Source organism: Halorhabdus salina (genome assembly GCF_013839425.1).
Taxonomy (GTDB): Archaea; Halobacteriota; Halobacteria; order Halobacteriales; family Haloarculaceae; genus Halorhabdus; species Halorhabdus salina.
On the sequence record NZ_JACDNP010000003.1, the window covers coordinates 96,947 to 122,858 of the forward strand.

30 protein-coding genes and 1 tRNA gene are annotated in these 25,912 nt (G+C 61.9%); 15 read left to right on the forward strand and 16 right to left on the reverse strand.

What is annotated here, in order from left to right:
* Positions 1–212: 212 nt before the first annotated feature.
* Positions 213–1,142: a phosphotriesterase family protein gene (locus HZR20_RS05075; RefSeq protein ID WP_258560360.1), complete on the reverse strand. Its 930-nt coding sequence runs from the start codon at positions 1,140–1,142 to the stop codon at positions 213–215.
* 205 nt (positions 1,143–1,347) lie between these two features.
* Between HZR20_RS05075 and HZR20_RS05080 the strand changes: the two genes are divergently transcribed.
* Together HZR20_RS05080 and HZR20_RS05085 are read left to right on the forward strand one after the other, a co-directional pair.
* Positions 1,348–1,512, forward strand: a complete 165-nt coding sequence (locus HZR20_RS05080; RefSeq protein ID WP_220132674.1) for a hydrogenase maturation nickel metallochaperone HypA — start codon at positions 1,348–1,350, stop codon at positions 1,510–1,512.
* A gap of 198 nt (positions 1,513–1,710) precedes the next feature.
* Positions 1,711–2,631 (forward strand): thiamine-phosphate synthase family protein, encoded by a 921-nt coding sequence (locus HZR20_RS05085; protein WP_181685511.1) that lies wholly within the window; start codon positions 1,711–1,713, stop codon positions 2,629–2,631.
* A 63-nt stretch (positions 2,632–2,694) separates the two neighbouring features.
* Here HZR20_RS05085 and HZR20_RS05090 read toward each other — a convergent pair whose 3' ends face one another.
* Positions 2,695–2,931: a helix-turn-helix domain-containing protein gene (locus HZR20_RS05090; protein ID WP_181685512.1), complete on the reverse strand. Its 237-nt coding sequence runs from the start codon at positions 2,929–2,931 to the stop codon at positions 2,695–2,697.
* 203 nt (positions 2,932–3,134) lie between these two features.
* On the opposite strand from HZR20_RS05090, the gene HZR20_RS05095 reads away from it, so the two are divergent.
* From HZR20_RS05095 to HZR20_RS05110, 5 genes are all read left to right on the forward strand, one after another.
* Positions 3,135–3,332, forward strand: coding sequence for a hypothetical protein (locus HZR20_RS05095; protein WP_181685513.1), 198 nt, complete (start codon positions 3,135–3,137; stop codon positions 3,330–3,332).
* Between the two features lie 252 nt (positions 3,333–3,584).
* On the forward strand, positions 3,585–3,857 hold the full coding sequence (locus tag HZR20_RS14860; RefSeq protein ID WP_449272326.1) for a DUF7519 family protein: 273 nt from the start codon (positions 3,585–3,587) through the stop codon (positions 3,855–3,857).
* Positions 3,858–3,931: 74 nt separating this feature from the next.
* Positions 3,932–4,870 (forward strand): DUF4129 domain-containing protein, encoded by a 939-nt coding sequence (locus HZR20_RS14710; RefSeq protein ID WP_181685514.1) that lies wholly within the window; start codon positions 3,932–3,934, stop codon positions 4,868–4,870.
* Positions 4,867–6,849, forward strand: a complete 1,983-nt coding sequence (locus HZR20_RS05105) for a DUF58 domain-containing protein (RefSeq protein WP_220132663.1) — start codon at positions 4,867–4,869, stop codon at positions 6,847–6,849. Before HZR20_RS14710 ends, HZR20_RS05105 begins: the two co-directional genes overlap by 4 nt.
* Positions 6,846–7,343 carry a DUF7519 family protein gene (locus HZR20_RS05110; RefSeq protein ID WP_449272327.1) on the forward strand — a complete coding sequence of 166 codons (498 nt, stop codon included), beginning with the start codon at positions 6,846–6,848 and terminating at the stop codon, positions 7,341–7,343. Before HZR20_RS05105 ends, HZR20_RS05110 begins: the two co-directional genes overlap by 4 nt.
* A 52-nt stretch (positions 7,344–7,395) precedes the next feature.
* Here the strand turns inward: HZR20_RS05110 and HZR20_RS05115 are convergent, their stop codons facing one another.
* A complete protein-coding gene (locus HZR20_RS05115; RefSeq protein ID WP_181685516.1) occupies positions 7,396–8,343 on the reverse strand; it encodes an AAA family ATPase in 948 nt (315 codons plus the stop codon).
* A 92-nt stretch (positions 8,344–8,435) separates the two neighbouring features.
* Between HZR20_RS05115 and HZR20_RS05120 the strand changes: the two genes are divergently transcribed.
* Positions 8,436–8,520, forward strand: a tRNA-Ser gene (locus HZR20_RS05120).
* Positions 8,521–9,020: 500 nt separating this feature from the next.
* Here the strand turns inward: HZR20_RS05120 and HZR20_RS05125 are convergent.
* The 6 genes from HZR20_RS05125 to HZR20_RS05150 form a co-directional block, all read right to left on the reverse strand.
* Positions 9,021–9,647: a type IV pilin gene (locus tag HZR20_RS05125; RefSeq protein ID WP_181685517.1), complete on the reverse strand. Its 627-nt coding sequence runs from the start codon at positions 9,645–9,647 to the stop codon at positions 9,021–9,023.
* Between the two features lie 328 nt (positions 9,648–9,975).
* Entirely contained in the window at positions 9,976–11,832 is a 1,857-nt protein-coding gene (locus HZR20_RS05130) for a DUF2070 family protein (protein ID WP_181685518.1), read from the reverse strand.
* A 64-nt stretch (positions 11,833–11,896) separates the two neighbouring features.
* A complete protein-coding gene (locus HZR20_RS05135; protein WP_181685519.1) occupies positions 11,897–12,445 on the reverse strand; it encodes a GMP synthase subunit A in 549 nt (182 codons plus the stop codon).
* A gap of 116 nt (positions 12,446–12,561) precedes the next feature.
* The gene (locus HZR20_RS05140) at positions 12,562–13,623 is read right to left on the reverse strand and encodes a sensor histidine kinase (protein WP_181685520.1); all 1,062 of its coding nucleotides are present in this window, start codon (positions 13,621–13,623) and stop codon (positions 12,562–12,564) included.
* A gap of 100 nt (positions 13,624–13,723) precedes the next feature.
* Positions 13,724–14,326 carry a DUF7097 family protein gene (locus HZR20_RS05145; RefSeq protein WP_181685521.1) on the reverse strand — a complete coding sequence of 201 codons (603 nt, stop codon included), beginning with the start codon at positions 14,324–14,326 and terminating at the stop codon, positions 13,724–13,726.
* Positions 14,327–14,390: 64 nt separating this feature from the next.
* Positions 14,391–15,326, reverse strand: coding sequence for a zinc ribbon domain-containing protein (locus tag HZR20_RS05150; RefSeq protein ID WP_181685522.1), 936 nt, complete (start codon positions 15,324–15,326; stop codon positions 14,391–14,393).
* 99 nt (positions 15,327–15,425) lie between these two features.
* On the opposite strand from HZR20_RS05150, the gene HZR20_RS05155 reads away from it, so the two are divergent.
* Positions 15,426–15,788: a DUF192 domain-containing protein gene (locus HZR20_RS05155; RefSeq protein WP_181685523.1), complete on the forward strand. Its 363-nt coding sequence runs from the start codon at positions 15,426–15,428 to the stop codon at positions 15,786–15,788.
* A 174-nt stretch (positions 15,789–15,962) separates the two neighbouring features.
* Complete coding sequence (locus HZR20_RS05160; protein WP_258560361.1) at positions 15,963–17,501, forward strand: (R)-citramalate synthase; 1,539 nt, start codon at positions 15,963–15,965, stop codon at positions 17,499–17,501.
* A gap of 517 nt (positions 17,502–18,018) precedes the next feature.
* On the opposite strand, the gene HZR20_RS05165 is transcribed toward HZR20_RS05160, so the two are convergent.
* On the reverse strand, positions 18,019–20,148 hold the full coding sequence (locus HZR20_RS05165; protein WP_181685524.1) for a histidine kinase N-terminal 7TM domain-containing protein: 2,130 nt from the start codon (positions 20,146–20,148) through the stop codon (positions 18,019–18,021).
* Between the two features lie 159 nt (positions 20,149–20,307).
* On the opposite strand from HZR20_RS05165, the gene sugE reads away from it, so the two are divergent.
* The gene (gene sugE, locus HZR20_RS05170) at positions 20,308–20,631 is read left to right on the forward strand and encodes a quaternary ammonium compound efflux SMR transporter SugE (RefSeq protein WP_181685525.1); all 324 of its coding nucleotides are present in this window, start codon (positions 20,308–20,310) and stop codon (positions 20,629–20,631) included.
* A gap of 19 nt (positions 20,632–20,650) precedes the next feature.
* Here sugE and HZR20_RS05175 read toward each other — a convergent pair whose 3' ends face one another.
* Entirely contained in the window at positions 20,651–21,325 is a 675-nt protein-coding gene (locus HZR20_RS05175; protein ID WP_181685526.1) for an HAD family hydrolase, read from the reverse strand.
* Positions 21,326–21,427: 102 nt separating this feature from the next.
* Here HZR20_RS05175 and HZR20_RS05180 point away from each other — a divergent pair, with 102 nt between their 5' ends.
* The 3 genes from HZR20_RS05180 (at position 21,428) to HZR20_RS05190 (ending at position 23,173) form a co-directional block, all read left to right on the forward strand.
* Entirely contained in the window at positions 21,428–21,943 is a 516-nt protein-coding gene (locus HZR20_RS05180; protein WP_181685527.1) for a redoxin domain-containing protein, read from the forward strand.
* 83 nt (positions 21,944–22,026) lie between these two features.
* Positions 22,027–22,452 carry an arsenate-mycothiol transferase ArsC gene (locus HZR20_RS05185; protein ID WP_181685528.1) on the forward strand — a complete coding sequence of 142 codons (426 nt, stop codon included), beginning with the start codon at positions 22,027–22,029 and terminating at the stop codon, positions 22,450–22,452.
* 124 nt (positions 22,453–22,576) lie between these two features.
* The gene (locus tag HZR20_RS05190; RefSeq protein ID WP_181685529.1) at positions 22,577–23,173 is read left to right on the forward strand and encodes a GNAT family N-acetyltransferase; all 597 of its coding nucleotides are present in this window, start codon (positions 22,577–22,579) and stop codon (positions 23,171–23,173) included.
* 27 nt (positions 23,174–23,200) lie between these two features.
* Here the strand turns inward: HZR20_RS05190 and HZR20_RS05195 are convergent, their stop codons facing one another.
* Positions 23,201–23,536 carry an ArsR/SmtB family transcription factor gene (locus HZR20_RS05195; RefSeq protein WP_181685530.1) on the reverse strand — a complete coding sequence of 112 codons (336 nt, stop codon included), beginning with the start codon at positions 23,534–23,536 and terminating at the stop codon, positions 23,201–23,203.
* A gap of 161 nt (positions 23,537–23,697) precedes the next feature.
* Positions 23,698–24,225: a bifunctional nuclease family protein gene (locus HZR20_RS05200; protein WP_258560362.1), complete on the reverse strand. Its 528-nt coding sequence runs from the start codon at positions 24,223–24,225 to the stop codon at positions 23,698–23,700.
* Between the two features lie 94 nt (positions 24,226–24,319).
* Here HZR20_RS05200 and HZR20_RS05205 point away from each other — a divergent pair, with 94 nt between their 5' ends.
* Positions 24,320–24,559 carry a hypothetical protein gene (locus HZR20_RS05205; protein ID WP_181685531.1) on the forward strand — a complete coding sequence of 80 codons (240 nt, stop codon included), beginning with the start codon at positions 24,320–24,322 and terminating at the stop codon, positions 24,557–24,559.
* A 1-nt stretch (position 24,560) separates the two neighbouring features.
* On the opposite strand, the gene HZR20_RS05210 is transcribed toward HZR20_RS05205, so the two are convergent.
* From HZR20_RS05210 to HZR20_RS05220, 3 genes are all read right to left on the reverse strand, one after another.
* Positions 24,561–24,815, reverse strand: coding sequence for a DUF3194 domain-containing protein (locus HZR20_RS05210; protein WP_181685532.1), 255 nt, complete (start codon positions 24,813–24,815; stop codon positions 24,561–24,563).
* The gene (locus tag HZR20_RS05215) at positions 24,812–25,213 is read right to left on the reverse strand and encodes a prefoldin subunit beta (RefSeq protein WP_181685533.1); all 402 of its coding nucleotides are present in this window, start codon (positions 25,211–25,213) and stop codon (positions 24,812–24,814) included. Before HZR20_RS05215 ends, HZR20_RS05210 begins: the two co-directional genes overlap by 4 nt.
* Positions 25,214–25,288: 75 nt before the next feature.
* Positions 25,289–25,903 carry a hypothetical protein gene (locus HZR20_RS05220; protein ID WP_181685534.1) on the reverse strand — a complete coding sequence of 205 codons (615 nt, stop codon included), beginning with the start codon at positions 25,901–25,903 and terminating at the stop codon, positions 25,289–25,291.
* Positions 25,904–25,912: the final 9 nt, after the last annotated feature.

Consider the following 25,912-nt stretch of genomic DNA (forward strand, 5'->3'; position numbering starts at 1 on the left):
GCTCGGAAGTCGCAGCCGACGAACGTAGTGAGTCGGACCGTCTTCCGGTGTTCAAATCGGGGAGGGCGGACTCGTTTTGTCGACGTAACACGTCGACTGTCGAGTATATCACTCCCCGATTTGAGCCTGGAAGTCGCAGCGGCCGAGCGTAGCGAGGCCGACCGTCTTCATCTGTTCAAATCGGGGAAAGAAAACGACGCAAGTAACGAGAGTTACCGGCAGTACGCGTCCAGCGGGTTCTCGTGGACGATCGTCTCGATGGCTTCGTCGTCAACGTCGGATGCCCGCAGTTTCGGCAGGAACTCATCGACGATATAGGTGTAGGGGTCGGCCCCGCCGCCGTCGGGTTGACTGGGGTCGTAGTAGCCCCGGTCCTGACTCAACAGGACGTTGTCAGTGTACCCGCGTTCAGTCATGTACTCGACGAGGTCGATGTACGTCTGGTCGTCCTGGTCGTGGCCGCCGATCCAGTCGTACTCGACGAATGCGCCGCGTTCGGCCGCGCGCTCGTGGTAGTCGAGTTCTTCCTCGGCGCGAGCGTGGATCCAGATGAACCGCGAGGCGTCGTAGCCTTCTTCCTCGATAATGTCCATCTGCTGGTGGGCAACATTGCCATGCAGCGTGTGGCTGCCGATGACCGCGCCAGTCTCGTCGCCGGCCCGCGCGGCCGCCCGCAGGATCTTCTCTTCGTCGGCCGAGAGTCCCTCGGGATCCTCGTCGTCGGTGCTCACCTTGATCCAAGCCGCCTGGACGCCGGTGTCCTCGACCTCGTCGGTCAGCTCGTCGAGCATCCACTCGGTGAGTTCCTCGACGCTCATCTCCCGGGCCCACTGGGGGATGCTTGGCTCTTGATAGATCCCGGTCGGCACGACCACAGGGAAGTCCGTTGCCTCAGAGACCGCGAGGTCGATGTCGACGCGGCGTCCGACGCCTTCGGGCGTACACTCGACGAGGGCGTCGATATCCGCTTCCTTTGCGCGCTCGATCTCCGGGCCGATGAGGTCGATCACTGCCTCGGGCTCGGTGTCTTTCCAGTTTTCGTCTTCCATCGGGCCGAGGTCGGCGAATATGTGTTCGTGGGGGAGCAGCAGATCGATCTCGTCTCGATCGAACGGCCCCTGCGTCGTGCCGAGTTTTGCCATGATAGATCCCTCGAATGCAGTTGGAAAGTAAGTTTTCATCAGTTCTTTGCGCCAAGCGTGGGTTCGGGGTGTACGGCATCACGCTCCGCCCAGATTGCCACCGGGTCTTAAAGCCAAGAGAATCGCAAGACTGCAGTCGAATCATCAGCGTGAACAATCGCAGTCTTTTTTGCGTGTCTCGTTCCTCAGATCAGGCGTGGTAACGATGGGTGTCTTCGACCGCGGCAGATTCAGCTCGGGGTCCGACGAGGCTGAGACGCTTCCCTATCTCTGTCTATCCTGTGAAACGCCACTGCCCGTCCAGTATCACTCCTGCCCGGAGTGTGGGAGTTACGACGTGCGGCGCGCAAAGTGGGTCGACGATCACTAACGTCGATCCGGTTCGGAACCCCCTCAGGGATCTGTCTCGCGCTCTCAGTCGATCGCCGTCGGCGGATCGACCGTCGAGAGCGGGCGCTACAAGTCCGGATAGTACGTCCATGTGGGCGTCCACCATCGCTGGTGAGCCACGACCTGCAGCCGACTGGTGGGTCGCCAGATTCTTGGTCTCGCTGTCGGAACGACCGGCATGCGATTCCCGAGCGAGATTGTCGTCGATCGTTTCTTGCCGACGGCCCGGGCCATGCTCGCCAGCGAACTGTCCGAGCACGGACTCACCCAACAGGAGATCGCCGATCACCTCGGCGTGACCCAGGCCGCCGTGAGCAAGTACGTCAGCGGCGACGTCGAGATCGAATCTCGATTCAGTGAGGATCCGCGGCTACAGTCGACCATCGAGGATGTCGCCGCCGGCTTCGCTGACGGGTCGATGGATGCCTACGACGCGCTCGGTGCGTTGCTGGACGTGATTCGGGCCTTCGAGGATCGGGGGCCGATCTGTGAAATTCACGAGGAAGCGGTCCCGGCGCTTGCGGGACTGGGCTGTGATCTCTGTGTGCGGGGCCACGACGAAGCGGTCGCCGACGAGCGGGCGGTCCTCTCGGCGGTTCGGAACGCTACGAGACTACTGACCGAGGAGACAGCGATGGTCGCCTACGTCCCAAACGTCGGCACGAACGTGGGCATGGCGCTGCCCGACGCTGAGGGCGAGCGCGATGTCGCGGCGGTGCCGGGTCGAGTCCACGCGATGCGTGGCCGGATCAACGTGCCTGCTAATCCGGAGTTTGGCGGCTCTCAGCACGTCGCCCGGACGATTCTCGCTGCGATGGCTGTCGATCCCTCCAGGCGCGGGGCGTTGAACCTCGCGACCGACGAGTCACTGCTCACGGCCGCGCGTGACCGGGGGATCGAGCCACTCCAGTTCGACGCCGGCTACGAGAACCGTCGGGAGCGCCTCGAAGCCGCGTTCCGCGACCGCGGCGCGGTGCCAAATGTCGTCTACCACGAGGGTGCGTTCGGGATCGAGCCGATCACCTACGTACTCGGCGAGGACGCCCTGAAAGTGACACAGCTGGCGGTCGAACTGGTGGATGCTGCACAGCAGGCGTAGGCGGCGGCAAGGAAACCTGTCGGTGGCCTTCCTTGACCAGCGTTCCCTGATCGTGACGGTCGATCAGCGGTCGATGTGGACCGGGATCCACCATACGCGAGAGCGCCCACCGACTTTCTTGCTCGTGATATCCGTCGACTCTTCGAGTTCGTGCAGTTTATTCAGCGCCGTCCGGCGAGAGCACCCAAGCGCCTCGGCCACCTCACTTGCGGTCAGTGGCTCGGCGTAATCGTCTCGGTCTTTGAAAACTTCTGTCACGTCTTCGACTGCGTACTCCGTATCGCGGCCTGATCCACTCATATGGACCGATAGGCCACCCGCCCACTTAATTTCTCACGTAGGCACCGAACCTCTGGACAGACGCTTGTCGGTTTTAGTCGACCGATTCACGGGGCCGACTCTCCCCCGGCGGCGTCGATGCGCTTCTAAGACGCTGCTCGCAACGGCGGTCTGCGCGAGGCGGGCATGACAGACAGCCAGGCGCGAATCAGATCGACGGAGGCGTGGTCCTGGTCAAAGCGACCAGAGCGGCGTCGCCCGGAACGGGTGTCACATTCCTGGTGTCAGGCAGGGGTGGCCACGGAGCGCCGACAGCGTCGACCTTCTCGATGCCCCTCCAGCAGAGCGCCTCGAAACACGTCGGGCGCGTCTTGACCGACATCGGTGGGGCCGGCCTGGAGATTCACACGATTCGGGAGTAGCGTGCGGGCGACCCCCCTCTCACGTATCGACTGGCAGCGAGACGAGTTACCCGCGATCGCTGTCAAGCGCGCCCAGCAGGGGCGGTCCTAGTGGCGATCACCGCCCGGATCCACGGGCGACCTCTCTTCGCGACCGGAGAGTTCGCGCTCCTGCTGTGACATCGCTTGCGCTGGTCTCTTTCGCCCTCACTGTCGGGCTGGTTGGAGCCATCCCTGCGCTCCTGGGAACGGCAGTCGGCTCGCGGCGAATACGTGGCGTGGGGGGTCTTCGTACTGAACAGCGGGACGTTCCGCGCCGGCAGCGAAGGCCTTCCAGTTCCGTTTCTCTCGGCCGCGATGGTCGGGACTGTGTTGGGCTGGGGCGTCGGCGAGCAGTCGATCAGTGTCGCCGCACAGGTCGGCTGGACGGGCGATCTCGACCGACCGATCTTCGTCCACGCGGCTATCAGTCGTCTCGGTGCAATGAGTTCGCAATCTCCGGCTCTCCGTTATCATCTCCTCGCTTCGTCTTTGATTGGTCGGTGACGTGTTGACGGTGACTTCGACACTTTTTCTACGGTACCGGCGGACGGTCAGAGAGTGTTACCGGGTGTCAATCGGTGAAACGAAACCGCCAGCGAATACTCGTCGGTGTGACAGTTCTTTTGGCTGTGTTTGCGATCGTTATCGTCGCGGCGGCTGTTGTTCCGACCCAGACTGAGGAGGGCCAACCTGGTAATGGGACGGGCGGCGTGTCCCTCAACCAATCATCCCAGGAACCCCGCGAGTTCGACATTACGGTCGATATACCGCCACTGGTTCGTACCATCGCCGTGGCGCTGTTTCTCGGGTTCACCGTCGTTGGGTTGCTAATCCGGATACAGACTCTCACGCTCAGGGGGGGCATGATATCGCTTTTCGCGGGTAGTGTCATTTTCGTCATGATCCAACTCATCGATCTCTCGATGAGCTTTCCCGGGTCGGAACCGCAGACCCACCCCGTCACGAATGGCACCGGTTCAGGTGGCTCGGGGTCCGTGAATCCCGCCGTTCCAGGCACTGACATTCCGATTGTGGTACTCGGGGGGATCGCGGTCGTTCTCGTCGGAGTTGTGGCACTGTTCGTCCTCTCGGGCGGGCGATCGGATCCATCCAAAGACGAAGACTTAGACGACCAGGAGTCGATCGATGAATTGAACGCTGTTGGATCAGCGGCCGGCCGGGCGGCGTCGCAATTGGCGGCCGGTGTCGATTCGATGAATGCCATCTACCGCGCCTGGGCCGAGATGACCGACGCCCTCGAAGTGTCGAATCCGGACACGACGACACCAGGTGAGTTCGCCGAGGCAGCAATCCAGGCTGGCATGGACCCCGACGACGTGCAGGAACTCACTCGACTCTTCGAGGCTGTCCGATACGGTGATGAACCGCCCTTGCCCGATCGGATCGATCGCGCCGAGGGAGCGCTTCGACGGATCGAAGCAGCGTACGCGACGGCGGAGGAGACAGCTCAGCAGGCGGATTCCGACGGGACTGACACACAGGAGAATACACGATGACCGGGCAGCGTGAAATGCTATCCGACGCCGCTGAGGAGTCAGCTTTCGAGGAGGATGTCGAAACCGAACAGCGAATCGAGCCGTTCATCTCTCCGGTGATCGGTGCGATCGGGAGTCTTCTCGTGGGCGTTGGATTCGTCGTCGTCTGGAAGCCGTCGCTCGTCGGGACTTCGACGGAGTATCTGGCCGTTTACGCGATCTCGGTGGTCGCGATCATCGCGGGTATCTGGTACAGCTATCGACGGACCTTCGCCTCGGTGTCGGAATCGACGCCCCCGACTGTCGAAGCCCGCTCGACGACGTCCGTCCCTGGGTCGACGTTCGATCGACTCCTTCGTGGGCCATTTCCGTCGCAGGGCGATCGGATCAAGGCACGCCGGCGCGTCTCGAAACGCCTCCGGCAAGCGACGATCGACGTTCTCGATTCGACCAGTACCGATCGTGATGCGAGCTCGATCGAGGCGGCCCTGTCGGCGGGAACCTGGACAGACGACCCGATGGCAGGGGACTTTTTCGCCGAGGAGGCAACCGAGCGTACCTTGCGTGACCGCATCGAGAACGTCCGTCTCGGGCGTCCCAACCTCTTCGTCCTCAGCGTTGAGCGAGTCGTCGGTGAGCTGGCGGATCGATACCTGCCTGATCGAGCGACAGACTGGTACAACTCCCCCGAGACGTCTGCGAACACGCGGCGGCGGTCGACGTTTGGCACCGTCCGTTCGACGGGTCGCTGGCGCGGGTTGGGTGCTATCGCGTTGCTCGCGATCGGGCTTGGAGCCGGCCTTGGTAAACCGGGATTGCTGCTGGTTGCTGGGCCGTTGTTGCTCGTCGTCGGCTACGCGGCGATGGACGTCGAGCCCCCGCAGTCGATCACCATCGAACGGACGGTCGAACCGACCGACCCCGACCCCGGCGAACGCGTCCAAGTGCGCGTTGACGTTCACAACGATTCCGGGCGGTGGGTCCCAGACCTCCGGATCGTCGATGGCGTCCCGGCCGGGATGACCGTCGCTGATGGCTCACCACGACACGGAACCGTCCTGCGGCCGGGAGCCTCGACCTGGTTCGAGTACTCGGTACAGGCTGAGCGGGGCACCCACACTTTCGAGTCTGCGTATACGATCACGCGGAACCTCTCGGGGTCGATCGAACGCACGTTTCGGACGGCGACCGAGGGCGATCGAGCCATCACCTATCGGCTCCAGCCGGATTTCGAGGCGACTTTTCCCCTCCGCCAACAGGCTTCGAGTCACGTCGGCCGCGTCCTGACGGATGTCGGTGGGAGTGGGTTGGAGTTCCATTCCGTCCGGGAGTATCGCTCGGGTGATCCACTCTCGCGCATCGACTGGAATCGGGCCGCCCAGGGACAGGGACTTGCGACGCTGCAGTTCCGCGAGGAGCGCTCGGCGACGGTCGTGTTGCTGCTCGATACGCGTGCAGCCGCGTACGTTGCTCCTGATGAGGAAGCGCCGTCAGCTGTCGATCGGACCGTCCAGGCGGCCGCGGACGTGTTTCGGGCCTTGCTGAATTCCGATGACCGGGTTGGGATGGCTGCCCTGTCTCCGCGGGGGTGTTGGCTCCCGCCAGGGGCCGGGCACGTTCACTGGGCGCGGGCGGAGGCGTTGTTTGCCAAGGATCCAGCATTCTCGACGCAGCCACCAACCCAGGCGTTTCACCCGCATGTCCGGCTGCCGAAACTCCGCAAGCGTCTCCCCTCTGACGCCCAGATCGTCATGTTTTCGCCCCTCTGTGACGACGAGAGTTCGTCGATCGCTCGCCAGTTACAGGCCCACGGCTATCCGATGACAGTGATCAGCCCGGATCCGACGAGCGACGGGACGGTCGGCCAGACTGTTGGACGCATCGAGCGCAAGCTCCGGCTTTCGACGCTCCGGAAGGCAGATGCCCGCGTCGTCGACTGGCAGCCAGCGGAACGACTGGCGCTGGCGTTCGACCGTGCCCAACGGCGGTGGTCACGGTGAGCCGAGCCGCTCGGCCCTCGCGGTTCGGTGTGGCGATGACACTCGTTCCAGTTGTGGTCTGTCTGGTATCGGTAGCGGGCAACGGAGCGGGCCTCCTCTTTGCCATCGCTGGGGCGCTCGCGGCACTCGTGGGGGTCGAACTCGGGCGTCGACTCGTGCTCGGTGTCGGTGTGGCCGGACTCTTCGCTTCGGTCCTGATCGTCGGCGTTGCGGGATACGACCCCGCGTTCGTTGCCGTCGCCGGAATTGCGGCACTGTTGACATGGGATATCGCCGATCACGCGATCAGCATTGCCAGACAGTTGGGTACCGGTCCCGACCGCCGTCGCCTCCTGCTGGCACACTCTGCCGGGAGTGTGATCGTGGCTGTCGGCGCGCTTGCAGTCGTCCTCGTCGGATTCTCCGTGACGCCGCGTGACCTACCGTTATTGGCGGTCGTCTTGTTGCTCGCCGGTTTGCTCGCACTTGTCCCGGCACTCAGGATCGGACGATAGGCTGATGTGGTCACATCTGGCCGGATACTGACGCTGCTCTCTTGGACTGTTCTCAGACTGTCGGGACGGGGATGTCTTCGAGGACGCGATCGACCACGGCGGATTTGGCGATGTCGTCGACGCGCGCGTCGGGCGTCAATACGATCCGATGTGCGAGTGCTGGCTGGGCGACGCGTTTGACGTCGTCCGGCGTGACGTACTCGCGGCCGACCAGCGCTGCCCGCGCCCGGCTCGTCTCTAGCAGTCGCTGACTCCCACGTGGGGAGACGCCGACCTCGACGTGGCGGTGCTTTCGGGTCGCTCGCGTGATCTGAGCCATGTAGGTGAGCAGGTCTTCCTCGACGCGGACGGACTCGGGAGCGGTCCGGAGCGCCTGTACCTGGTCAGGGTCAAGGATCGTCTCGACGGACGGGCTCTGTTGCTCGCGACCGAGACGACGCCGCAGGAGTTCGATCTCGCCGCCTTCCTCGGGGTAGCCCATCGTCGTCTTGATCGCGAATCGATCGACCTGTGCTTCAGGCAACTCGAAAGTCCCCTCCATCTCGACAGGGTTCTGGGTCGCAATGACGAAGAATGGCTCCGGCAACTCGTGGGTTTCGCCGTCGACGGTGACTTGCCCTTCCTCCATGGCTTCCAGTAGCGCGCTCTGGGTTTTGGGCGGGGCCCGATTGATTTCGTCAGCGAGGACGATGTGGGCAAAGATCGGGCCTTCGCTGAATTCGAAGGTGCGGTCGCGCTCGTTGTAGACGTGGGTTCCCGTGACGTCGGCTGGAAGCAGGTCCGGTGTGAACTGGATGCGTGAGAAGGAGACGCCCAGCGTTTCGGCGACCATTCTGGCAGTCAGGGTCTTTCCCGTTCCAGGAACGTCTTCGAGCAGGACGTGTCCTCGTCCGAGAACGCCAAACAGGACCGTTTCGAGAAACTCGCGGTCGGTGATCACTGCCGATTCGATCTCGTCGAGAAGTCTGTTGCAGGTATCGCTCGCCTCGGAAACGTCCATGCCCCAGAGCTTTGTTGGGTGAAACTTAGTGATACCGGGGCCGGACTGGGATCGAAACGGATAAACACGGCAACGGTGTACCCGGAATCGTTGCCGAGGTAGCCTAGCCTGGCCAAGGCGCCTGCCTCGAGAGCAGGTGTCCTCACGGACTCGAGAGTTCAAATCTCTCCCTCGGCGTTTCTAACTCCGAGCAAACGCGAGGAGTCTGTACGCTAAAGAGATTTGAATCAGGGAGTGGAGCGAAGCGGAACGACCGTGGTTCAAATCGCTCCCTCGGCGCTTCTCCTTCCGAACGGACGTGAGGAAGGTGTGCAACGCGAGAGTTTGAACCCTGGAAGACGCAGCGCGAACGTAGTGAGCGACCGTCTTCGTCCGGTTCAAATCACTCCCTCGGCGCTTCTCAATGGTACGTCAAGCTTCGAGCCGTACGTGCATCCGTTATTGATGGAACGATAGCACTGACTCCTGACAACAAAGGGTGTGCACGATATAGAGGTTCCATGTAGCACGGCAGCTTCATTTTTATACCAGAGACAGTGGACCAGCCACTCAGTAAGCCTGCAACGTAAATTGCCCCTCGATGAGTGTGCTGATATGATATGTTCGCCGGGCGTAGATTATGCTGACCGACGATTTCGGACTCTCCTGTCACGCTCCGGTAGTGCCGCTCAGTCTGCCTATTCCTGTGCGACGGTCTTCTCGGCTATGAGTTCAGTGTACCCGTCACCGCGATAGATGACTTTGACGGTGTCCCCGGGATCTATTACATCGTAGCTATCGTTCGGAGCGTTTCGTTCCTGAATCGTCAGTCGTTGGCCAGCATTGACAGTCTCTTCCCACTCGAAGACAACGCTCGGGTCCGCACCGTCGCTGTCACCGGGCGGGTCCGAAGAAGTGCAGTCCTTCGGTTTGAACCGGCAGGGTTTATTCAGGTCGTTGAAATTGTCGTCGTCGACTTCAAGAATCAGTCCGGGGACCTTCTCGCCATCCTCGCCGATGTTACTCTCGCTGTTGTCCGTCTCGTTGTAGACGAGGTCATCACCGATATACACCTCCAAGCGGTCCCGACGCAGTCTGTCACCGACCCTGTGTGTGATCGTCACTGAATCGTTGTACTGGACGCCGTCACCGAAGTAGTTTGACTCAATGTCCATCTGCGCATCGGGTCCCGGGTCAGAGATGCCTTCGCCGATCTGCAGTGTGAATACAACCACCGTCGCCCCGATAATTACCGTAGTCACCACCAGCAACAGGACACCGATCACTGCGGTCATCCCGGTTTGCTCGTCGGGAATAAACGCCATCTCCTATGCAGGTTACATATCTGGGTAGAATAACGTTACTATAGTCCGCTCGGCGATCACTACGGATATTACAATCTACCGTGTGGCAGGCAGCCAAGAGCGTGCTCTATCACGGCCGAGACTGTAAGGTGGCTTCACTGTAGTAGAGGAGAGGTTGCTGTGTCGGTTCCCTGTGCCGGTCGATTTACCTCGCCCGCTATTCGAGTAGGTCAGCGTGCAAGATACGCGCCCTGTCTCTTGCACACGCCGCGAGAACTATCTGACATATCATAGGTAAGCTCGTAGGACGCGAACTCACACGTCCACAGTTGACGAGCGACTCAGGAATTCACGCCAGCAGGAACAGGATAAAGCTGAGTGCCATGACTGCGAGGATAAACGCCCCCGCCATTGCGCCGCCCAGCGAGACGACCGCGTTTGCGGTACTGGCCAGTGTTTCGGTCCGGTCGTTGCCAAAGACCGTCACCTCGGCCTGTTCGCTTTCCATCCCGGCCTCGACCGGTTCGAGATCATCGATGGCCTCGGCGACGAGGGTGTCGATCAATTCGAGTAACTCCACCTTGTCGATCGCGTCGCCGACCTGGTTTTCGGCTTCGACAGTGTTGACGATGTGAGTGTCCGATGTCATCACTTCCACGAGGTCCACCGAGTCGATGGCTTCGACGATCTCCTCGCGCAGTCCGGGCTCCATGTTGTTCCCGTCAATGAGAACGTAGGCCGTCGTCTGTCCGTCGACGTCGATGGCTGCAACGCGGACGCCGAGCGGACCGATCCCATCCTGCGGCTCCCAGGGAGTTTCGTCCCAGGCTGTGCCAAGCCGAAGCGATCCCTGATCGGCGGCTGCGAGCCGTTCGCCCAGCCGTTCGGCGCCGTGGATCAATTCGAAGGAGCGCTCGCCACCGGGGACGACGTGGCCCAGGTTCGGGCCTTCGAGGCCGTTGTTGCAGTTGTGGGCATCGGCGAGCATCACGTCTTCGAGGTAGCCAGCTCGCGCTTCCGCCCGGGCAGAGAGGCCAACTGCGTACTCGATGTCGTCGGCGAACGAGGGCGAGAACGTGACCGTTGTAAAGGCGTCAGTACCGAACGCGTGCCCGGTCAGCGTGGCTTCCCCTTCATGGAGACGCTGACCTTTGGTCGCCGTATCGTCGTATTCGATTCGGTCGTGGGCCGTCGTCGCTGCTTCCAGGATCGAGTCGACTTCCCGCTCGGTCACGAGGTTGAAGTCGTGGCCGGCGGTGGCGTGTGGCGGAAAGCCTAGTCCGTCGGCCTGGTTTGCGATCCGTTCCGGGAGGTTCCCGCCCCCGATGTCGCCCATCGGGCCGGGATGGATCATCGGGAGGACGAACCGTGCTTTCTCGGTCCCGTCTGGTCGACGAAAGGCCAGGACCGTCACCGGGACGAGCGCGTCTTCCCCGATTTCCTCGAAGAAGGATTCGAGTTCCTGAGATCCTTCCGCGATGTGGCCGATAAACCCCTGCAAGAAGTCCAGCGCGCTGACACCCAGGCTCCGCTGCCAAGGCTGATCGATCACTACGAGAAACAGCCACACTGCGAACCCATAGAAGGCACAGAGCAAGCCAAGCAGGACGAAGTCACTCGGGAGGACGACCAGTAGCTCCGGGGGCGCTTGTTCCGGCCGTGAGAGAAATGACCTGGCGAGTGGGCCACCGACTTCGAGATAGCGCATCGTCCCGCTGTAGACGAACAACAGGACGGCGGTAGCGACGGTCTGGATGCTGGCGGGAATCGTAGCCACCAGGAGTCGGTGACGTGAGACTGCCATGACGATCAACAGTCTAACGGCGAAGACAGCTGCCAGCGCGAACAGCAGCGCGTCGAAGACGAAAATCTGCCCTAGCGGAGTCAGGACAGTCGCGATGCTCGCGGCCGTCAAAATGGCAATCACAAGCAATTCACAGCCGAGCGCGAGCAGCGACGCCCGATTGGGCGTCAGTTGGCCACCGAACGCTCGATCGATGTACGGCGTCGAGACGCCGGCAGCCAGCGTCGGGAGCCCGATGTAGAACACCCCTTCCCAGGCGTTTTCGAGGAGGTATCGCGAGTCGAAGGCTGCGAGTCCGGCAATGGCAGCAAGTATCAGCGCAAAGCTGATGCTGGAGTACCACCGCGGCGCACGAAAGATATAGCGGGAGAGCTGGGCGAGATCACCCTGCGTTGCCGTCATTGCTACGAGTGGGATGCCCGATCCGGTTAAAAGTATCTACCCGTGTCCGCAAACAGTGTCTGTGTCACTCACACAGAGCCCGGAAATTCTCGAAGACTTCTTGTCCGCGTTCGGTGTGTGCAACTTCGGGGTGCCACTGGACGCCGTACAGATCGCGACCCTCGTCGCTCATCGCCTCGACGTCACAGACCTCAGAGGTCGCCGTTCGCTCAAAGCCCGAGGGCACATCCCTGACCTCGTCAGCGTGGCTGGCCCACACACGGGTTTCCGGCGCGAGTGACCCGACGAGTGGATCCGAGTCGTCACGGATCTCGACCGTGACGTCGGCGTAGCCACCGTACTCACCCGAGCCAACGCGGCCGTCGAGTTCACTCGCCATAATCTGCATGCCGAGACAGATCCCGAAGATCGGCACGTCCAGATCCAGATAGGCCGGACAGTTGCCGATGCGATCCATCGACGGGCCACCCGAGAGCACGAGGCCGTCGGCTTCGATCGCTTCGGGTGGCGTCGTATTGTCCACGAGATCGACTTCGATGCCCAGCTCGCGCAGGGCACGCTGTTCAAGATGCGTAAACTGGCCGTGATTGTCGATGACGTCGATGCGAGTCATGGAGAGCGATAGCGCCGTTCCGGATAAATATCCCCGGAAACCTCTCTGAGGGGGCTACCAAGAGACGGTCGGGACGGCGCTGCTGTGGCGGGTATCCATTTCGAAGCCCGTGGCCCCTATCGGTCTCTCCGGGTCGGCACTGCTCGCCTGAGACAGAGCGTCACGTTCGATCCGTCGTCGTCACGGTCCAGATCGAGACGACCGTTGTAGCTTTGGACGATCCAATTGACGAGCCATAGGCCCAGCCCCTGGCTGTGCTGTAAGGGCGTCTCGGTTCCGTTTTTGAGCGTATCGAAATCTGTGGCCGGGAGGTGATTGTCCGGATCGACGATTTTGATCGCCGTCCAGCCGGGATCGACGTGTTCGATCGTGACGAACAGATCGGCACCTGATTGGCCGTTGACGATGGCTGTTTCGAACACGTTCTCGATAGCCGTTTCGAGCATCCAGTCGCCCTCTACCCAGGCCCGATCCGGCACGTTCGTCTCGATAGTCACGTCCTCATACGTGTGTTCGACCGCGGCTACGCGGCGCGAGACGAACGCCGTTGCGTCGACCGGGTGCCGATGTCGGTCTTTCCCCGTTACCGCGAGTTCTATCTCCTGGGCCTTCTCGGAAAGTGCCATCACGTCGTCGATCTTCCGGCGGATCGCTTGCACCGACTCAGACGGAGAAGCCGATTCGTTGCCGTCGAGCTGGTCGAGGTGTCCCAGAATGACTGTCATATCGTTGCGGAGATTGTGTCGCAACGCTCGCGAGAGGACTTCCGTACTCTGGGTGAGCGTCGTCGTCGAACGGTCGTACTCACGGACGATTCCGAGGGCGGCTCCGCTGGCACCGCCGATGGCGATGGAACTTGCCAGGATCGCCGACTCGGGAGACTCGAATGGAACGAACCCATCCGCCTGCAGGACGACGAGGTTTGATAACGTCAGCACGCCGATTCCAAGCCCCGCGTGTGTGGCGACCCGCCAGGTTTGCTCACCATGCATGTGACACAGGTCGAGCCAGTACCCAGCAGTCGCGAGGACGAGCGCTGCCAGGAGCCCCATTCCGCCCACGATCATGATGGGCGGACTCGATATAGCTCCATCCAGCGTTGGGACGAACAGCGCGCTCAGCACGATTCCGGTCGCCATCACGTAATTGATGCCGAGCACCTGTTTCGTCACTACCATTCGTTCGCAACGATGTCATTTATTTCACGTTCACTTATGACTACGCGTCCGATTATCTCTATTGAAAATGGGGTGGGGACGGCGTGACTCCCGGTGGTGCTCACTCGGTTTCTCGTCGGTCGGCTGCCGTCTCGAAATCCAGTTGGGCTTGCTCGTGACTCCGCCGTCGCTCGCGGGCCGCGATCGCGTCGGGATCCGGATTCGCGGGATCGTCGATACTCGCCCAGGAGTTGTGGACCTTCGCGTGACACCACCGGCAGAGATAGATCGTAATCTCGTGATTCGGTCGCTGGCTGTCAGCTGTCGCTGGAGTTTGTCTGTCGCGGTTTTCCGTCGAATCTCCGGACGTTGTGCTCGCGTCGGCATAGGAGAGGTGGTGTTCTTCGAGCAGTGGGCGCTCGTCATCGTGGGCCGACCGGCGGGATTCGAGACCACAGCGCGCACATTCCCGTGCGTGGTCGCGCGATCGCATGTGCGGGCAGTCCTGCCAGCTCCAGGGACCGGCCAGGCCGTCTTCGAGCGGGTCGCCGACGACTGGACACTGGTATTCCTGGGCGCTCAACTCGTCGGCAAACGATGGGTCCTGGTGGCCATTTTCGACCGCAAACCGACAGCGACCGTCGTCAGTACAGTGGTCACAGCGGTCGACGTACGCGTAGGGGTCGTCGACGCCAACGGTCGTCCCCGCGTCGGTCTTTTCCATCCAGTACGCGATACGGATTGGCCCGATAAAAACGTCCGCGTGTGACGGTCTCGACGAGACAGTTTCAGATGAGGCCTGTATTGTAGATCTTCCACTCGCCGTCTTCAGTCCGAAGCTCAACGGTCTGTGTCGTCGATTGGGTTTGATCGGTCATCTGCTCTGCCACCGTGAGCGTCACCGCGACGGTGGCGCTCGTTTCCGTTTCGCTTTCCAGTTGAGCTTCATCGATGCTGATGTCGAGTGTTTCGAATCGCTGGATTGCGTACTCCGGAATGCCACTGATCGGGGCGTTCCGGTGGATGAGTTCGTTCGCTTTCTCGGCGTTGCCGGCGTCCAAGGCGTTGATGAACGACTTGGTGGTCCCGACCGGTCCACCTGCGCCGAGGAACTGATCGTACGCCAGCCACCCGCCACCGAGCAAGGCAACGAGGCCGCCCCCGTACTTGAGCAGATTCCGTCGCCGGACGCCACCACTCTGTCTCGGGCCTGGCCCGGTTCGGGGTTGTTGTGGGGGTGCGCGTCCCTGTCCCTGGGGTGGCTGCTGGGCGCGCTGTCCCTGCTGTTGTGGTGGCTGTTGTGCGGGTTGGCCTTGCGGTGGCTGGCCCTGGGCCGGTTGCCCTTGTGGTGGTTGTCCCTGCGGTGGTTGGCCTTGTCGTGGCTGACCTTGCGATGGCTGCCCCTGTTGGGGTTGTCCCTGTTGTTGGGGTGGCTGTTGTGCGGGTTGGCCTTGCGGTGGCTGGTCTCGTGGCGGTTGGCCCTGCCGTGGTTGTCCTTGTGGGGGTTGGCCCTGCTGTGGTTGTCCTTGTGGGGGTTGGCCCTGAGGTTGTCCCTGCTGTGGCTGGCCCTGGGGCGGCTGCTCCTGTGATGGCTGTCCCTGTTGTGGCTGGTCCGACGATTGTTGGTCCTGTCCGCCGGGTCCGGAGCGAAGGACGGCCCCACACGCGTGACAGGCCTCTTGGTGCTGGTCGACTTCGGCCCCGCATTCCTGGCAGTACGGCATTGATATGCCACGCTCACATCCCTCTCACTAAAATTTTCGCTCTTTGCCTCTCTTTGGTCGCTTCCAAACCATTATTTCCAGGCGCAGGGACGTTCCAGTATGCGCGTCGTCCACGACCCGACCGACGGGACCGAGCGTCGAACGCTCGCGACGGACGTCCACGTCGCCGATGGCGTCTGGGCGAAGTTTCGCGGACTCCGGGGGCGCTCCTCGATCTCGGAGAGCTTCGCTCTCGTGTTTCCCTTCGATGCCGTCGGCCGCCGAGATATCGACATGTTGTTCGTCCGCACGCCGATCGACGTCGTGTGGATCAGCGATGAGGAGGTCCAGCAGGTTTCGACGCTCCGATCCTGGATCGGCTTCGGGCTGGCAACGGCCGATTGCGTGATCGAGCTCCCTCCCGGCGGAGCCGATGGGGTAGAGGCGGGCGATCGCGTTGTCGTCGAGGGCGATACAGCCTGATCGTTTTTCGACACGGCTCTGCTGTTCACTCTACTCGTGCCGGGACCAGCATCTTCATGAATGTCGAGCACATTTCGTCAGGTACAATGTCGGAATACCCGACGACCGAGGATAGAGGAAGTCGCCCCACGGCGGCTGGGCGCGAAATTCTCCCCCAGTAGTGAGGACCGAATTTTGCCAGGATTGTTCGGCGAGCACCCCGCGACCGAGTCACTCGACTCGCTCTCTTCCGTGGGGCTGCTCGATACGACGCTCCGTGACGGTGAACAGGCTCCAGGGGTATCGCTGTCTCCTGATGAAAAAGCACGCATCGCCCGCCAACTCGACGCCGCCGGGATCGACGTAATCGAGGCCGGCAGCGCCGTGACAGGACCCGGCGAACGCGAGACGATCCGCCGCGTAACGTCGATGGATCTGGAAGCGACGATCACCAGCTTCGCCCGGAACGTCCGCGGGGACATCGATCTGGCCTTAGACACCGATGTCGACGGCGTCCATCTCGTCGTCCCGGCCAGCGACCGCCACATCGAGGGCAAACTCTCGACCTCTCGCGAGGACGTGATCGCCGACACCGCCGAGTTGGTCGAGTACGCTGTCGATCACGACCTCTGGGTCGAAGTGATCGGCGAGGACGGCTCCCGTGCCGACCTTGACTTCCTCGAGGAACTCATGGCTGCAGCCCTCGACGCTGGTGCTGATCGCGTTTGCTACGCCGACACCGTCGGCCACGCGACTCCCGACCGCACGCTGGACGCCGTCTCCCGGCTCGCCGATCTTGGGCCGACGAGCACACACACCCACGATGACCTCGGGCTGGCGGTCACCAACGCCCTGGTCTCGCTGGCCGCGGGTGCCGACCTCGTCCACGGGACGATCAACGGAATCGGCGAACGGGCCGGCAACGTCGCCTTAGAGGAGGTCGCCATCGCCTTGGATCATGGCTACGGCGTCGAGACGATGGACCTCACGCGCGTGTACGATCTCGCCCAACTCATCGCCAACAAGACGGGGATTCCACTGGCCCCCAACAAGGCCGTCGTCGGCGAGAACGCCTTCACCCACGAGTCGGGCATCCATACCGACGGCACGCTCAAGGACGAGTCGATGTACGAGCCCTACCCGCCCGAGAAAGTGGGGCGGGAGCGACGCCTTGCGCTGGGCAAACACGCCGGCCGGGCCGGTGTCGAGGCCGCACTCGCTGAGCACGGCATCGAAGTCGTCGATGCGGAACTCGATGCCGTCTTCGAGCGCGTCAAGGAACTCGGCGAGCGTGACAAACGCGTCACCGACGCCGACCTGCTCGCCATCGCCGAGGACGTCCAAGATCGCGACCGCGAGCGCCGTGTCAGGGTCGAGGATCTGACGACTGTCGCCGGGAGCGGGACGCCGACCGCAAGCGTCAAGGTCGTTATCGACGGCGTCGAGCGTACTGAGGCCGCGGTCGGTGACGGCCCCGTCGACGCGGCGATGAACGCCGTCGAGGACGCTCTCGGCCGTACCGTCGACTGGAACCTCGATTCCTACCATGTCGATGCCATCACTGGCCGGACGGACGCTCTCGTCACTGTCGAGGTCGAGATGTCACGGGGCGATCGCTCCGTGACGGTCGCCCGAAGTGACGCCGACATCACTCGAGCCTCCGTCGAGGCCATGGTCGACGCCATCGACCGGCTGGTCGAGACGGAGACCGAACCCCTCGTGGCTGACGACTAACCGACCACGACCTTTTTACTTTGGAGGGTTCGCGGCGCGAACCCTCCTCGCAAAAAGCTGTCTCGCTGAGCGACGCGAAGTGGTTCGAGAGAGCGAAGCTCTCTCGTCATGCCGAAAATCTCCGATTTTCGAGCACGAGGCTCGGAAGACGAACGAAGTGGGTCTTCCGGTGGAGCAAAAACACCCGAGCGCCTCCGGCGCTCGGCGAAACGCGGCGCTTCGCGCCGCGTATGCTTGATATATCTCGCGATAGGTTTCGTCCAATTAGTATCTCAACGCTCGAGATTCCTCCGCCTTCAGGCGGAGGAGAAAGTCAACACTGCACAGAGCATGGAATATGCGATCGCTCCGATGGCGCCTCCAACGGTAGCAATGGCAGAAGACATTCCCACAGGGCCGCGACGGAAGCTCGGATAGTAGCACGTTGCGGATTCCATATCGATCGGAGCGAGCCATGCGATCGTTCCACACAGTTGAACACTCTCCAATCAGGTCTGCGCTCCGACAAGTCAGGGAATCAATCGTCGTCCCTCGACTCGGGTGCTGGTCCGGTGATGCGGTCGGGTTCGACACTCCGGACTTCGAATCTGGCACCGTCGGACTCGCTTTCGACGGCCCGGATCGACCAGCCGTGAGCGTCGACGACATTTCGGACGATAGCGAGGCCGAACCCGGTACCGTTGTCACTGCTCGTATAGCCACTCTGAAATATCTCGTCGCGCTTCTCCTCCGGGATGCCCGGACCGTTGTCTTCGACGAAGAACCCGTCCGAAACTGTCCCAACGCGGACAGTGACGTCCGCACCGGCGTGGTCGATCGCGTTCCGATAGAGGTTCTCGAACAACTGCGTGAGTCGGTTTTGATCGGCGTCGATGGTGGCTGTTTCCCGAACGTCGAGTGTCGATCGGGCCGTCTCGACGGTCTCCCAGGCGTCGGTTGCGACCGTCCCGAGGTCAAGTGAATCCGTCTCGGCGACTGTCTGGCCGTGCTTCGCGAGCGTGAGTAGATCCCGAATGAGCGTCTCCATCCGATCGTGGGCGTTCTCGACGCGCGCGAAGTATTCTTCGTCTCCCTCGGTCCGTGCGAGTTCGAGGTTCCCCGCCGCGACGTTGAGCGGGTTTCGGAGGTCGTGACTGACCGCACTCGCGAACGCCTCGAGGTGATCGTTGGCGCGTTCGAGTTCCTGTTCTCGCTGGTGCCGATCGGTCACGTCACGAGTGTGAACGACGACCCCCTGGACGAATGGGTTCTCGGTGAGATCCTGTCCGACAGATTCGACGACCCGAACGGCACCATCCGCGTCTTCGACTCGATACTCGAATCGAACAGTATCGGTATCGACGCCAATGGTATCCAGAGCGTTTCCGACTCGGTCGCGGTCGTCCGAGTGAACGTACGTGCGTAGTGACTGTCCGAGGAGCGTCTCCGGATCGTACCCGAGGACACGGTCGATCGACGGGCTGACGTATTCGAGTGTGCCCTCGTTATCGACAACCGTGATGATGTCCGATGCGTTCTCGATGAGTGCCTGATAGCGTTTCTCGATGCGTCGATTGTCTGTGACGTCACGAATCGTCAAAACCCGTCCCAGGTAGCTGTCGTTCCGGAGGGGGGTGAGGCGGGCCGTATAGAAACGCTGTCCGTCGTCGGTCTCGACGACGATATCGTCGTGGGTGCAACTCTTCTGGTCGGTGGATGCAAACAGCTGTGACATCTCCGGAAGCGCCGTCGTCGCTTGCGTGCCGATCGCATCGTCACCAGTCAGTGTTCGTGCAGTTGCATTCAGATCGACGATTCGATCGTGTTCGTCGACCACGACGAATCCATCGCGCATATTTTCGATGACGGTCGCCCGCCCGACCGGAACGACGTCCAACAACTGAACGCGGAAAATGGCATACCCAAGTGCCAGTCCCCCGATGGCAAATCCCGTCGGCATGGTGAACAGTACGTCCCACGGCTGCCCGCTGCCGCCGAGGACGTTCGTCGCGAGCGGGGCGAGTGCGCCGATCGTCAGTGCAACTGACTGGCGGCGATAGAGCCGATCGGAGTCCAGCACCATCCACAACAACAGCCCCACGCTTCCCAGTACCAGCGCATAGGAGTACAGTAGATGGACGTAGTGATACGCGCCGAAGGTGTATTCGAGCGACACCACTCCGTCTCGGCTCGTCGCCACGGCCGTCTCGGCCCACATGAGGCCAGACCAGGGATTGCTCGCGGTCGCCAGCAGTGTCACGACTGGCTCGACGGCAAGCAACGTCATCGTCTCGCGGGTAAGCCAATTTTCGCGGCCTGTATACGACACTGCGAGCACGAACCATGCGCCGGGAACGAGTACGATAGCGATCTGTTCGAGATGGAGCCATAGTTCCATCCCATCGCCCGTCGGCGCGACGTCGCCTAATCCCGCGGCTAGCGCCCACCCTGCCGTCCCGACCATCAGTACGCCAAACGCCGCGACCGTCTTGCTCGGTCCTCGATGCCGACGGATGACAAACGCGTAGATAGCCAACAGGAGCGAGACGCTGGCGGCAGCAAACGCAACTGTGACGCGAAGTTCCTGCATGAACGGTACCTGTCCGGTTGTTCGTTGTTCCTCAGCAAGATCCTGGCCGACTGTTCGTCGCCAGCAGACCTGCCTCACACTCTGTGTTCACCGTCGTCTCTGCTTTCGCTATCGGTACGCCCAGAATACTACTGTGGTATTCTTTAGCGCTTGTCTCCGTGAGACGGGGACGACTGACTGAAAGGTTTCGATACAGATCACTGCGTTTAGATGCACGAGCGGAGTAGCCCGAGCGTGATGTCCTGGTGGATTCTGTTCGTGGCTGGACTGTTCGAGATTGCGTGGGCGATCGGGCTCGAATATTCCGACGGGCTCTCGAAGCCGTTGCCGACGCTGGGAACGGCCGTTGCCCTCGCAATCAGTATGCTCCTGCTGGCCCAGGCCGTCAAAGAACTCCCCGTCGGAACTGCCTACGCCGTCTGGACCGGGATCGGGGCCGTCGGGACAGCCTCGCTTGGAATTGTTCTTTTCGACGAGCCGGCCACGCTCGCGCGGATCTTCTTTATCGGGACGATTGTCGTCGGCATCGTCGGTCTGCACCTCGTCTCAGGCGGGTCTTGAACACTGCTGGCCGCTGTCTTCAGTCACTCGCGGGCCGCTCGCCGTCGAGAATCGCCGGTAGGTCTGTGAGCCCGTCGATTTCGTACTCGGGTGTGACCGAGAGGTCCTTGCCCGCGCGGTGGGGCCGACGGACGAACGCCGCGTCGATGCCGGCGGCGTGGGCCGCCTCGACATCGGTCTCGCTGTCGCCGACGTACAGCGCGTCTGTGATGTCGAGGTCCGCAAGCGCTTGCTCCACATAATAGGGGGCAGGTTTCTTGCGTCGCAGGCTCTCGACGGTCGGTTCCCGGCCGTAGATCGTTTCGAAGTGTCCGGCGAGGTCGAAGGTTTCCAGGCCGAACTCGACGGTCGCCTGCTGGTTGGAACTGACGACGCCCATCGGCCGGTCCAGTTCATTCAACACAGCGATGTCGTCATAGACGCCTTTCTCCCCGCGGCGGATGGCGTCCTGTTGCCGGCGGGCCATCAGGCTGTCGCGCTCGTGCCAGAAGTGGTCGGGATCGAGATCGTAGTGCGCACAGACGGCGTGTAGCTTCGGTACCGTCACCCCGATCTTGATGGCCTCGACGTGCTCCTCGGCTGGATCGGCGACGCCCACCCGTTCGAAGGTGTCGCGTGCGGCGCGCCGATGGAGGGCCATCTCCGTCAACTCTAGGAGTACGCCGTCGTTGTCGAAGACGACCGCCTCGTACATGGATACGTGTTCAGCGTCGAGGCGTGAGTGCGTTCCGGTCGCGGTCGATCCATCCGTCAAGTCCGCCGACAGGGTCAGGACTCCCCGGGCCGAACATCGGCCATGATCGAGGACGGCGCGATGGCTCCGGACTTCTCGCTGCCTGGGATCGTCGACGGTGACCCCGAGTACTACAACCTGATGGATCCCCTTCGGGACGGTTCGGCGGCACTGTTGCTGTGGTATCCGGTCGACTTTGTGCCGACGATCACGCCGGATCTGGTCGCGGCTGGCGAGTGGCTGGACAGGGACGACCTGGTGGTCTGGGGCATCTCCTCGGACAGTCTCTTCGCCCACGAGGAATACGCCCAGACTCGTAACATCGAAATCCCGCTCCTGTCGGACCTACACGTCTCGATCGCTGACGCCTACGGGATCGTCTCCGAGGATTTCCGCGGCCACGCCGGCGTTCCCGAGCGGGCGGTCTTCGTGGTCGATCCTGACTGGACGGTCCGGTACGCCTGGAGCAGCGACGACCCGCTCTCGGAACCCGCCCAATCGCCACTCGTCGGTGCGGCCGAGACGCTCTCAACGGTACTCGAGGAGCCGTTTGAAGCACCAACCGTTTCGTATCAGTGAGAGTGCGTTCCCAGGCCAGGATACTGAGAGCTATGTACCGAACATAGCAACCTACTCCTTGGAGGAAGTCCTGTCGCTACTCGATGACAGATGACGTAACCAGGCTGTCGTTCGTCTGCGTCCAGAACGCGGGCCGCAGTCAGATGTCGACGGCCTTCGCCGAACGGGAACGCGATCGTCGCGGCCTCGAAGACGAGGTGGAGATCGTCACCGGCGGGACCGATCCGGCCGAGGCGGTTCACGACGGGGTGATCGAGACGATGACGGAGATCGGAATCGACCTCTCGGATCGAGAGCCACGCGAGATTTCGACCGCGCAACTCAACGAGTGTGATCTCGTGGCGACGATGGGGTGTTCGACGCTCGAACTCGATGCCGACGTCGAGGTCCGGGACTGGGCGCTGACGGACCCTGACGGCCAGGACCCCGAGGGCGTCCGTGCGATCCGCGAGCAGGTCGAGGCGAATGTCCGCGAGTTGTTTGACGAGCTGTTCGGGACAGACGCGTAGGTCAGCCAGGGTGGCCCAGTGATGATCGGCAAGCCACCGCTGATTGGTGAGATCTGTTCGTTGCGTTCTGACCGGGAGCTGCCACAGGGAAACGCATATTACGGCCCGTCGTGATGGCCAGGCAATGTCGCTATTCCCGACCGACATGGAGAGCGAACGCCTCCGGTATGAGCGACTCCACCCCGACGATGTCGACCCGTTCGAACTCTACGAGCACGTTCGGGAGGGTGCCCCGGCGATCGACAAAATCACCGAATACGTCACCTGGGAGCCCTATTCGAACCCGAAGCAGGCCTTCGAGTGGGTCGAGACTTGTGGCACGGAGTTCGAGAACGGCGACACTGGGACGTACGTGGTCCGACCGAAGGACGGGGACCGGGCGGGTGAACTGGCTGGCCTCGCGAGTTTGGGGGCGGACTGGGATCGCAAGCGGGGGACGCTCGGCACGTGGTTCCGAAAGCCGTTCTGGGGGCAGGGCTACTCCGGGGAACGGGCCGGCCGGTTTCTCGAACTTGCGTTCGATCGACTCGACCTGGAGATCGTCAGGGTCACCCACGATCCTGACAATGACAACTCCCGCCATGCGATCGAGAAGTACGTCGATCGCTTTGGCGGACGGAAGGAAGGGACCGTTCGCAACGACATCGTGATCGATGGCGAACCGCGTGATTCTGTCTGCTATAGCATCTCTCGAAGCGAGTGGGAAGCAAACCGAGAGTGAGCGACGGTTCCGCTCGGCGCTCGCTCGTCACTCGAATTGCTCGATGACGTCGATGACATCCTCGCCGCAGGCGGTCGGCCGGTAGGTCACGTAATTGCCGTCACGATCGGCCGAGACGAGTCCCGCGTCTTTGAGCACCTTGAGGTGATAGGAGAGTTTCGAGTACTCGATATCGAAGATCTCGACCAGGTCACAGACGCACAGTTCCGATTCGTCGAGCAGCCCCATCACGAGGACGCGTCGCTCGTCGGCGAGCGCCTCGAAGATGTCCAGGGCCCCAGCGAGGTCGCTGTCCTCGACGATCGCTTCCAGATCAGCCATCGTCTCGGAGTCGACTCGGTAGTCGTTCGATTGTGTGGACATTCGTTTGTATCCGGTTACGAGACCGAGACACAAATCAGTATCTGCGTCCTCGACGGGACCGCGTACTCGTCAGGCAGGCCACTCCGTCCCGAGATCTGGGCCGGGTGACAGGGCACATCGACAATCACTCCAAAAACGCACTGCTTGCTATCGACGCCGTCTCAGAAGTCGAACTCGTCCGGCCCGTCAGACTCGTCAGGTTCGAGGTCGCGTGGGTCGAAACCCGCGGGTTCATCGATGTCCAGGTCTGACTCGTCGTCGGGCTCGAACGCCTCCGGTGGTCGTCCGGCCTGTTCGATCACCTCGTCGCTCACGATGATTGGACAGTCTTCACGGAGGGAGATGGCGATCCCATCGCTGGGGCGGGCGTCGAAGACCGCGCTCTTGCGAGCCCCCTCGACGTACTGTTCGGCGTCGATCTTCGCGTAGAAGGTGCCGTCGGAAAGATCGTCGATACGGACGCGATCGATCGCCGCGCCGAACTCGGAGATCATCTCGATGAGGAGATCGTGGGTCAGCGGGCGCTCGAATGGCTCATTTTCGATAGCAAGTTGCATCGACTGGGCCTGATCGCCGCTCACGAAGATGGGGACCAGTTGCTCGTGGGCTCGCAATAGTACCACTGGTGCCCCGGCCCCGTCCTCACCGACGCCAACGCCAACCCCCTCGATCGTCGCTTCGTGTTCCATGCCGTGAAGTTGGATGTGACCCCTGAAAAGTACTCCCCCGCCGCTCGGGTTCCGGGGCCGTCGTCCTTTTGCTCGCCCATCCCGTAGACAGTGTGTGAACGAGCGACCGACGGATCGAGAGTTCGACCGCCGACAGGCCCTGAAAGCGGTGACGCCGTTCCTGGCGCTGGGTCTCGCTGATCTCCTCCTGTTGCTCGGCTGGGGACTCGATCCACTCTGGGGATTCATGATCCTTCCGCCGATCCTCTTCATTTCAGTGCTGGCCTGGATCGGCTTTCGGACTGGATTTATCAGCGATCGTGCCGAGGGTGGTTCCCTCGAGGACCGCGGCTGACTTACGACGAGAAGAGGTCGTCGACCGCAGCACGCGCCGCCAGCGCGGCGTCGTCGACGACAGTTTCGGGATCCGCCTGCCCATCGGGTGCATCGAGATACACGTCGACTTCGAGTCGGCCGTCTTCGAAGCTGACGGTTATGTCGATGTCCGTGATATTCGAGCGGTCAAACCGCGAGAAGACGACGGCTTCGGCTGCTTCCACGGCTGTCTCGACTACCGTTTCGTCGTCCGGGTCGTCGTTACCGGTGGTCATGCCCCGCCGGCACCGGGACCGACATCGGGACCGCCGCCCATCGGACCGCCGCCGGCACCGCCGAGCATCTCTTGGAGCTCGCTTTGCAGTTCTTCGAACTGCTCTTGGACGCGTTCTTCCTGCTTATCGAGGGTTTCGACACGGACCTCGAGCGTGTCGACTTTCTCCGAGAGGTCTTCGTTTGCCGTCTCGTAGTCGGTCTCGACGAGGAGTTCGCCGACCTCGCGGTACATCCCCGTCTCGGGGTCGATGTCTTCGAGTGTGTCGAAGGCGTTCTGGGCCTCGGTCAGCTGGGTCTCGGCCTGCCCTTTCTGCTGGGCGACTTCCTGGGCCGTCTCCTGGAGGTCCTGCAGTTCTTCGAGCTTCTCTTGTGCTTCAGGTGGTAGATTACCCTGCATACCAATCAAGTTGGGACGCGTACTGAAAAACCCACCTTTCGAGACTCGTCACAGATTGCACGATAATCGACCGTGTCACGTCCTGCTAGCTGCGATTCCACCGATTCCACCCGCGACAATCGGATACACGAGGCCAACGAGGATGGCTCCCGGCACGAGACTCGGCCCGACGGCTGCACTCACCTCGGTACCCAACTGGCTAATCGAGAGCTCCCACTCGGTCAGAAACACACCTACGACGGCGAGCAACCCGTACCCGAGGACGACCGATGCGCCCGCTTGAAATCCGCTCGTGGCGGTCTGGGCTGGAACGGTGCTGGCGACGAGAAATCCCGCGATCAACAGCGCTACGACAGGGACGACGAGGAACCATGGTTCCCATATCAGTCCGTTGGTGACTGGGAGGGACTGACTCATCGATCGCCCTGCCGTCGAGATGTCCATCGTGATCTCGACGTTGTGGGCTGCATAGAAGATCCACCCACCCACCTGCCAGGCCCCGGGAAGACTCACGTCCCCACTTAGCTGTCCTACTTGGCCCAGAGACTGGGCGAGATCGTTCTGTATAACTCCCGATTTTGCGAAGAAGATCACGAGAATCCCAACGAGATACGCGACTGCCCCGCCGATGATACCGCCGACGATCGGCACGCCACTGTTCGACTGTGAGGGCTGACTGAATTGGACCATGCCACTGGT

Excerpts from the sequence above, each read along its gene's own strand:
- HZR20_RS05075 (WP_258560360.1), bottom strand. The coding sequence starts at position 1,142 with ATGGCAAAACTCGGCACGACGCAGGGGCCGTTCGATCGAGACGAGATC.
- HZR20_RS05080 (WP_220132674.1), top strand. The coding sequence starts at position 1,348 with ATGGGTGTCTTCGACCGCGGCAGATTCAGCTCGGGGTCCGACGAGGCT.
- HZR20_RS05085 (WP_181685511.1), top strand. The coding sequence starts at position 1,711 with ATGCGATTCCCGAGCGAGATTGTCGTCGATCGTTTCTTGCCGACGGCC.
- HZR20_RS05090 (WP_181685512.1), bottom strand. The coding sequence starts at position 2,931 with ATGAGTGGATCAGGCCGCGATACGGAGTACGCAGTCGAAGACGTGACA.
- HZR20_RS05105 (WP_220132663.1), top strand. The coding sequence starts at position 4,867 with ATGACCGGGCAGCGTGAAATGCTATCCGACGCCGCTGAGGAGTCAGCT.
- HZR20_RS05115 (WP_181685516.1), bottom strand. The coding sequence starts at position 8,343 with ATGGACGTTTCCGAGGCGAGCGATACCTGCAACAGACTTCTCGACGAG.
- HZR20_RS05125 (WP_181685517.1), bottom strand. The coding sequence starts at position 9,647 with ATGGCGTTTATTCCCGACGAGCAAACCGGGATGACCGCAGTGATCGGT.
- HZR20_RS05130 (WP_181685518.1), bottom strand. The coding sequence starts at position 11,832 with ATGACGGCAACGCAGGGTGATCTCGCCCAGCTCTCCCGCTATATCTTT.
- HZR20_RS05135 (WP_181685519.1), bottom strand. The coding sequence starts at position 12,445 with ATGACTCGCATCGACGTCATCGACAATCACGGCCAGTTTACGCATCTT.
- HZR20_RS05140 (WP_181685520.1), bottom strand. The coding sequence starts at position 13,623 with ATGGTAGTGACGAAACAGGTGCTCGGCATCAATTACGTGATGGCGACC.
- HZR20_RS05145 (WP_181685521.1), bottom strand. The coding sequence starts at position 14,326 with ATGGAAAAGACCGACGCGGGGACGACCGTTGGCGTCGACGACCCCTAC.
- HZR20_RS05150 (WP_181685522.1), bottom strand. The coding sequence starts at position 15,326 with ATGCCGTACTGCCAGGAATGCGGGGCCGAAGTCGACCAGCACCAAGAG.
- HZR20_RS05155 (WP_181685523.1), top strand. The coding sequence starts at position 15,426 with ATGCGCGTCGTCCACGACCCGACCGACGGGACCGAGCGTCGAACGCTC.
- sugE (WP_181685525.1), top strand. The coding sequence starts at position 20,308 with ATGTCCTGGTGGATTCTGTTCGTGGCTGGACTGTTCGAGATTGCGTGG.
- HZR20_RS05175 (WP_181685526.1), bottom strand. The coding sequence starts at position 21,325 with ATGTACGAGGCGGTCGTCTTCGACAACGACGGCGTACTCCTAGAGTTG.
- HZR20_RS05180 (WP_181685527.1), top strand. The coding sequence starts at position 21,428 with ATGATCGAGGACGGCGCGATGGCTCCGGACTTCTCGCTGCCTGGGATC.
- HZR20_RS05185 (WP_181685528.1), top strand. The coding sequence starts at position 22,027 with ATGACAGATGACGTAACCAGGCTGTCGTTCGTCTGCGTCCAGAACGCG.
- HZR20_RS05190 (WP_181685529.1), top strand. The coding sequence starts at position 22,577 with ATGTCGCTATTCCCGACCGACATGGAGAGCGAACGCCTCCGGTATGAG.
- HZR20_RS05195 (WP_181685530.1), bottom strand. The coding sequence starts at position 23,536 with ATGTCCACACAATCGAACGACTACCGAGTCGACTCCGAGACGATGGCT.
- HZR20_RS05200 (WP_258560362.1), bottom strand. The coding sequence starts at position 24,225 with ATGGAACACGAAGCGACGATCGAGGGGGTTGGCGTTGGCGTCGGTGAG.
- HZR20_RS05210 (WP_181685532.1), bottom strand. The coding sequence starts at position 24,815 with ATGACCACCGGTAACGACGACCCGGACGACGAAACGGTAGTCGAGACA.
- HZR20_RS05215 (WP_181685533.1), bottom strand. The coding sequence starts at position 25,213 with ATGCAGGGTAATCTACCACCTGAAGCACAAGAGAAGCTCGAAGAACTG.
- HZR20_RS05220 (WP_181685534.1), bottom strand. The coding sequence starts at position 25,903 with ATGGTCCAATTCAGTCAGCCCTCACAGTCGAACAGTGGCGTGCCGATC.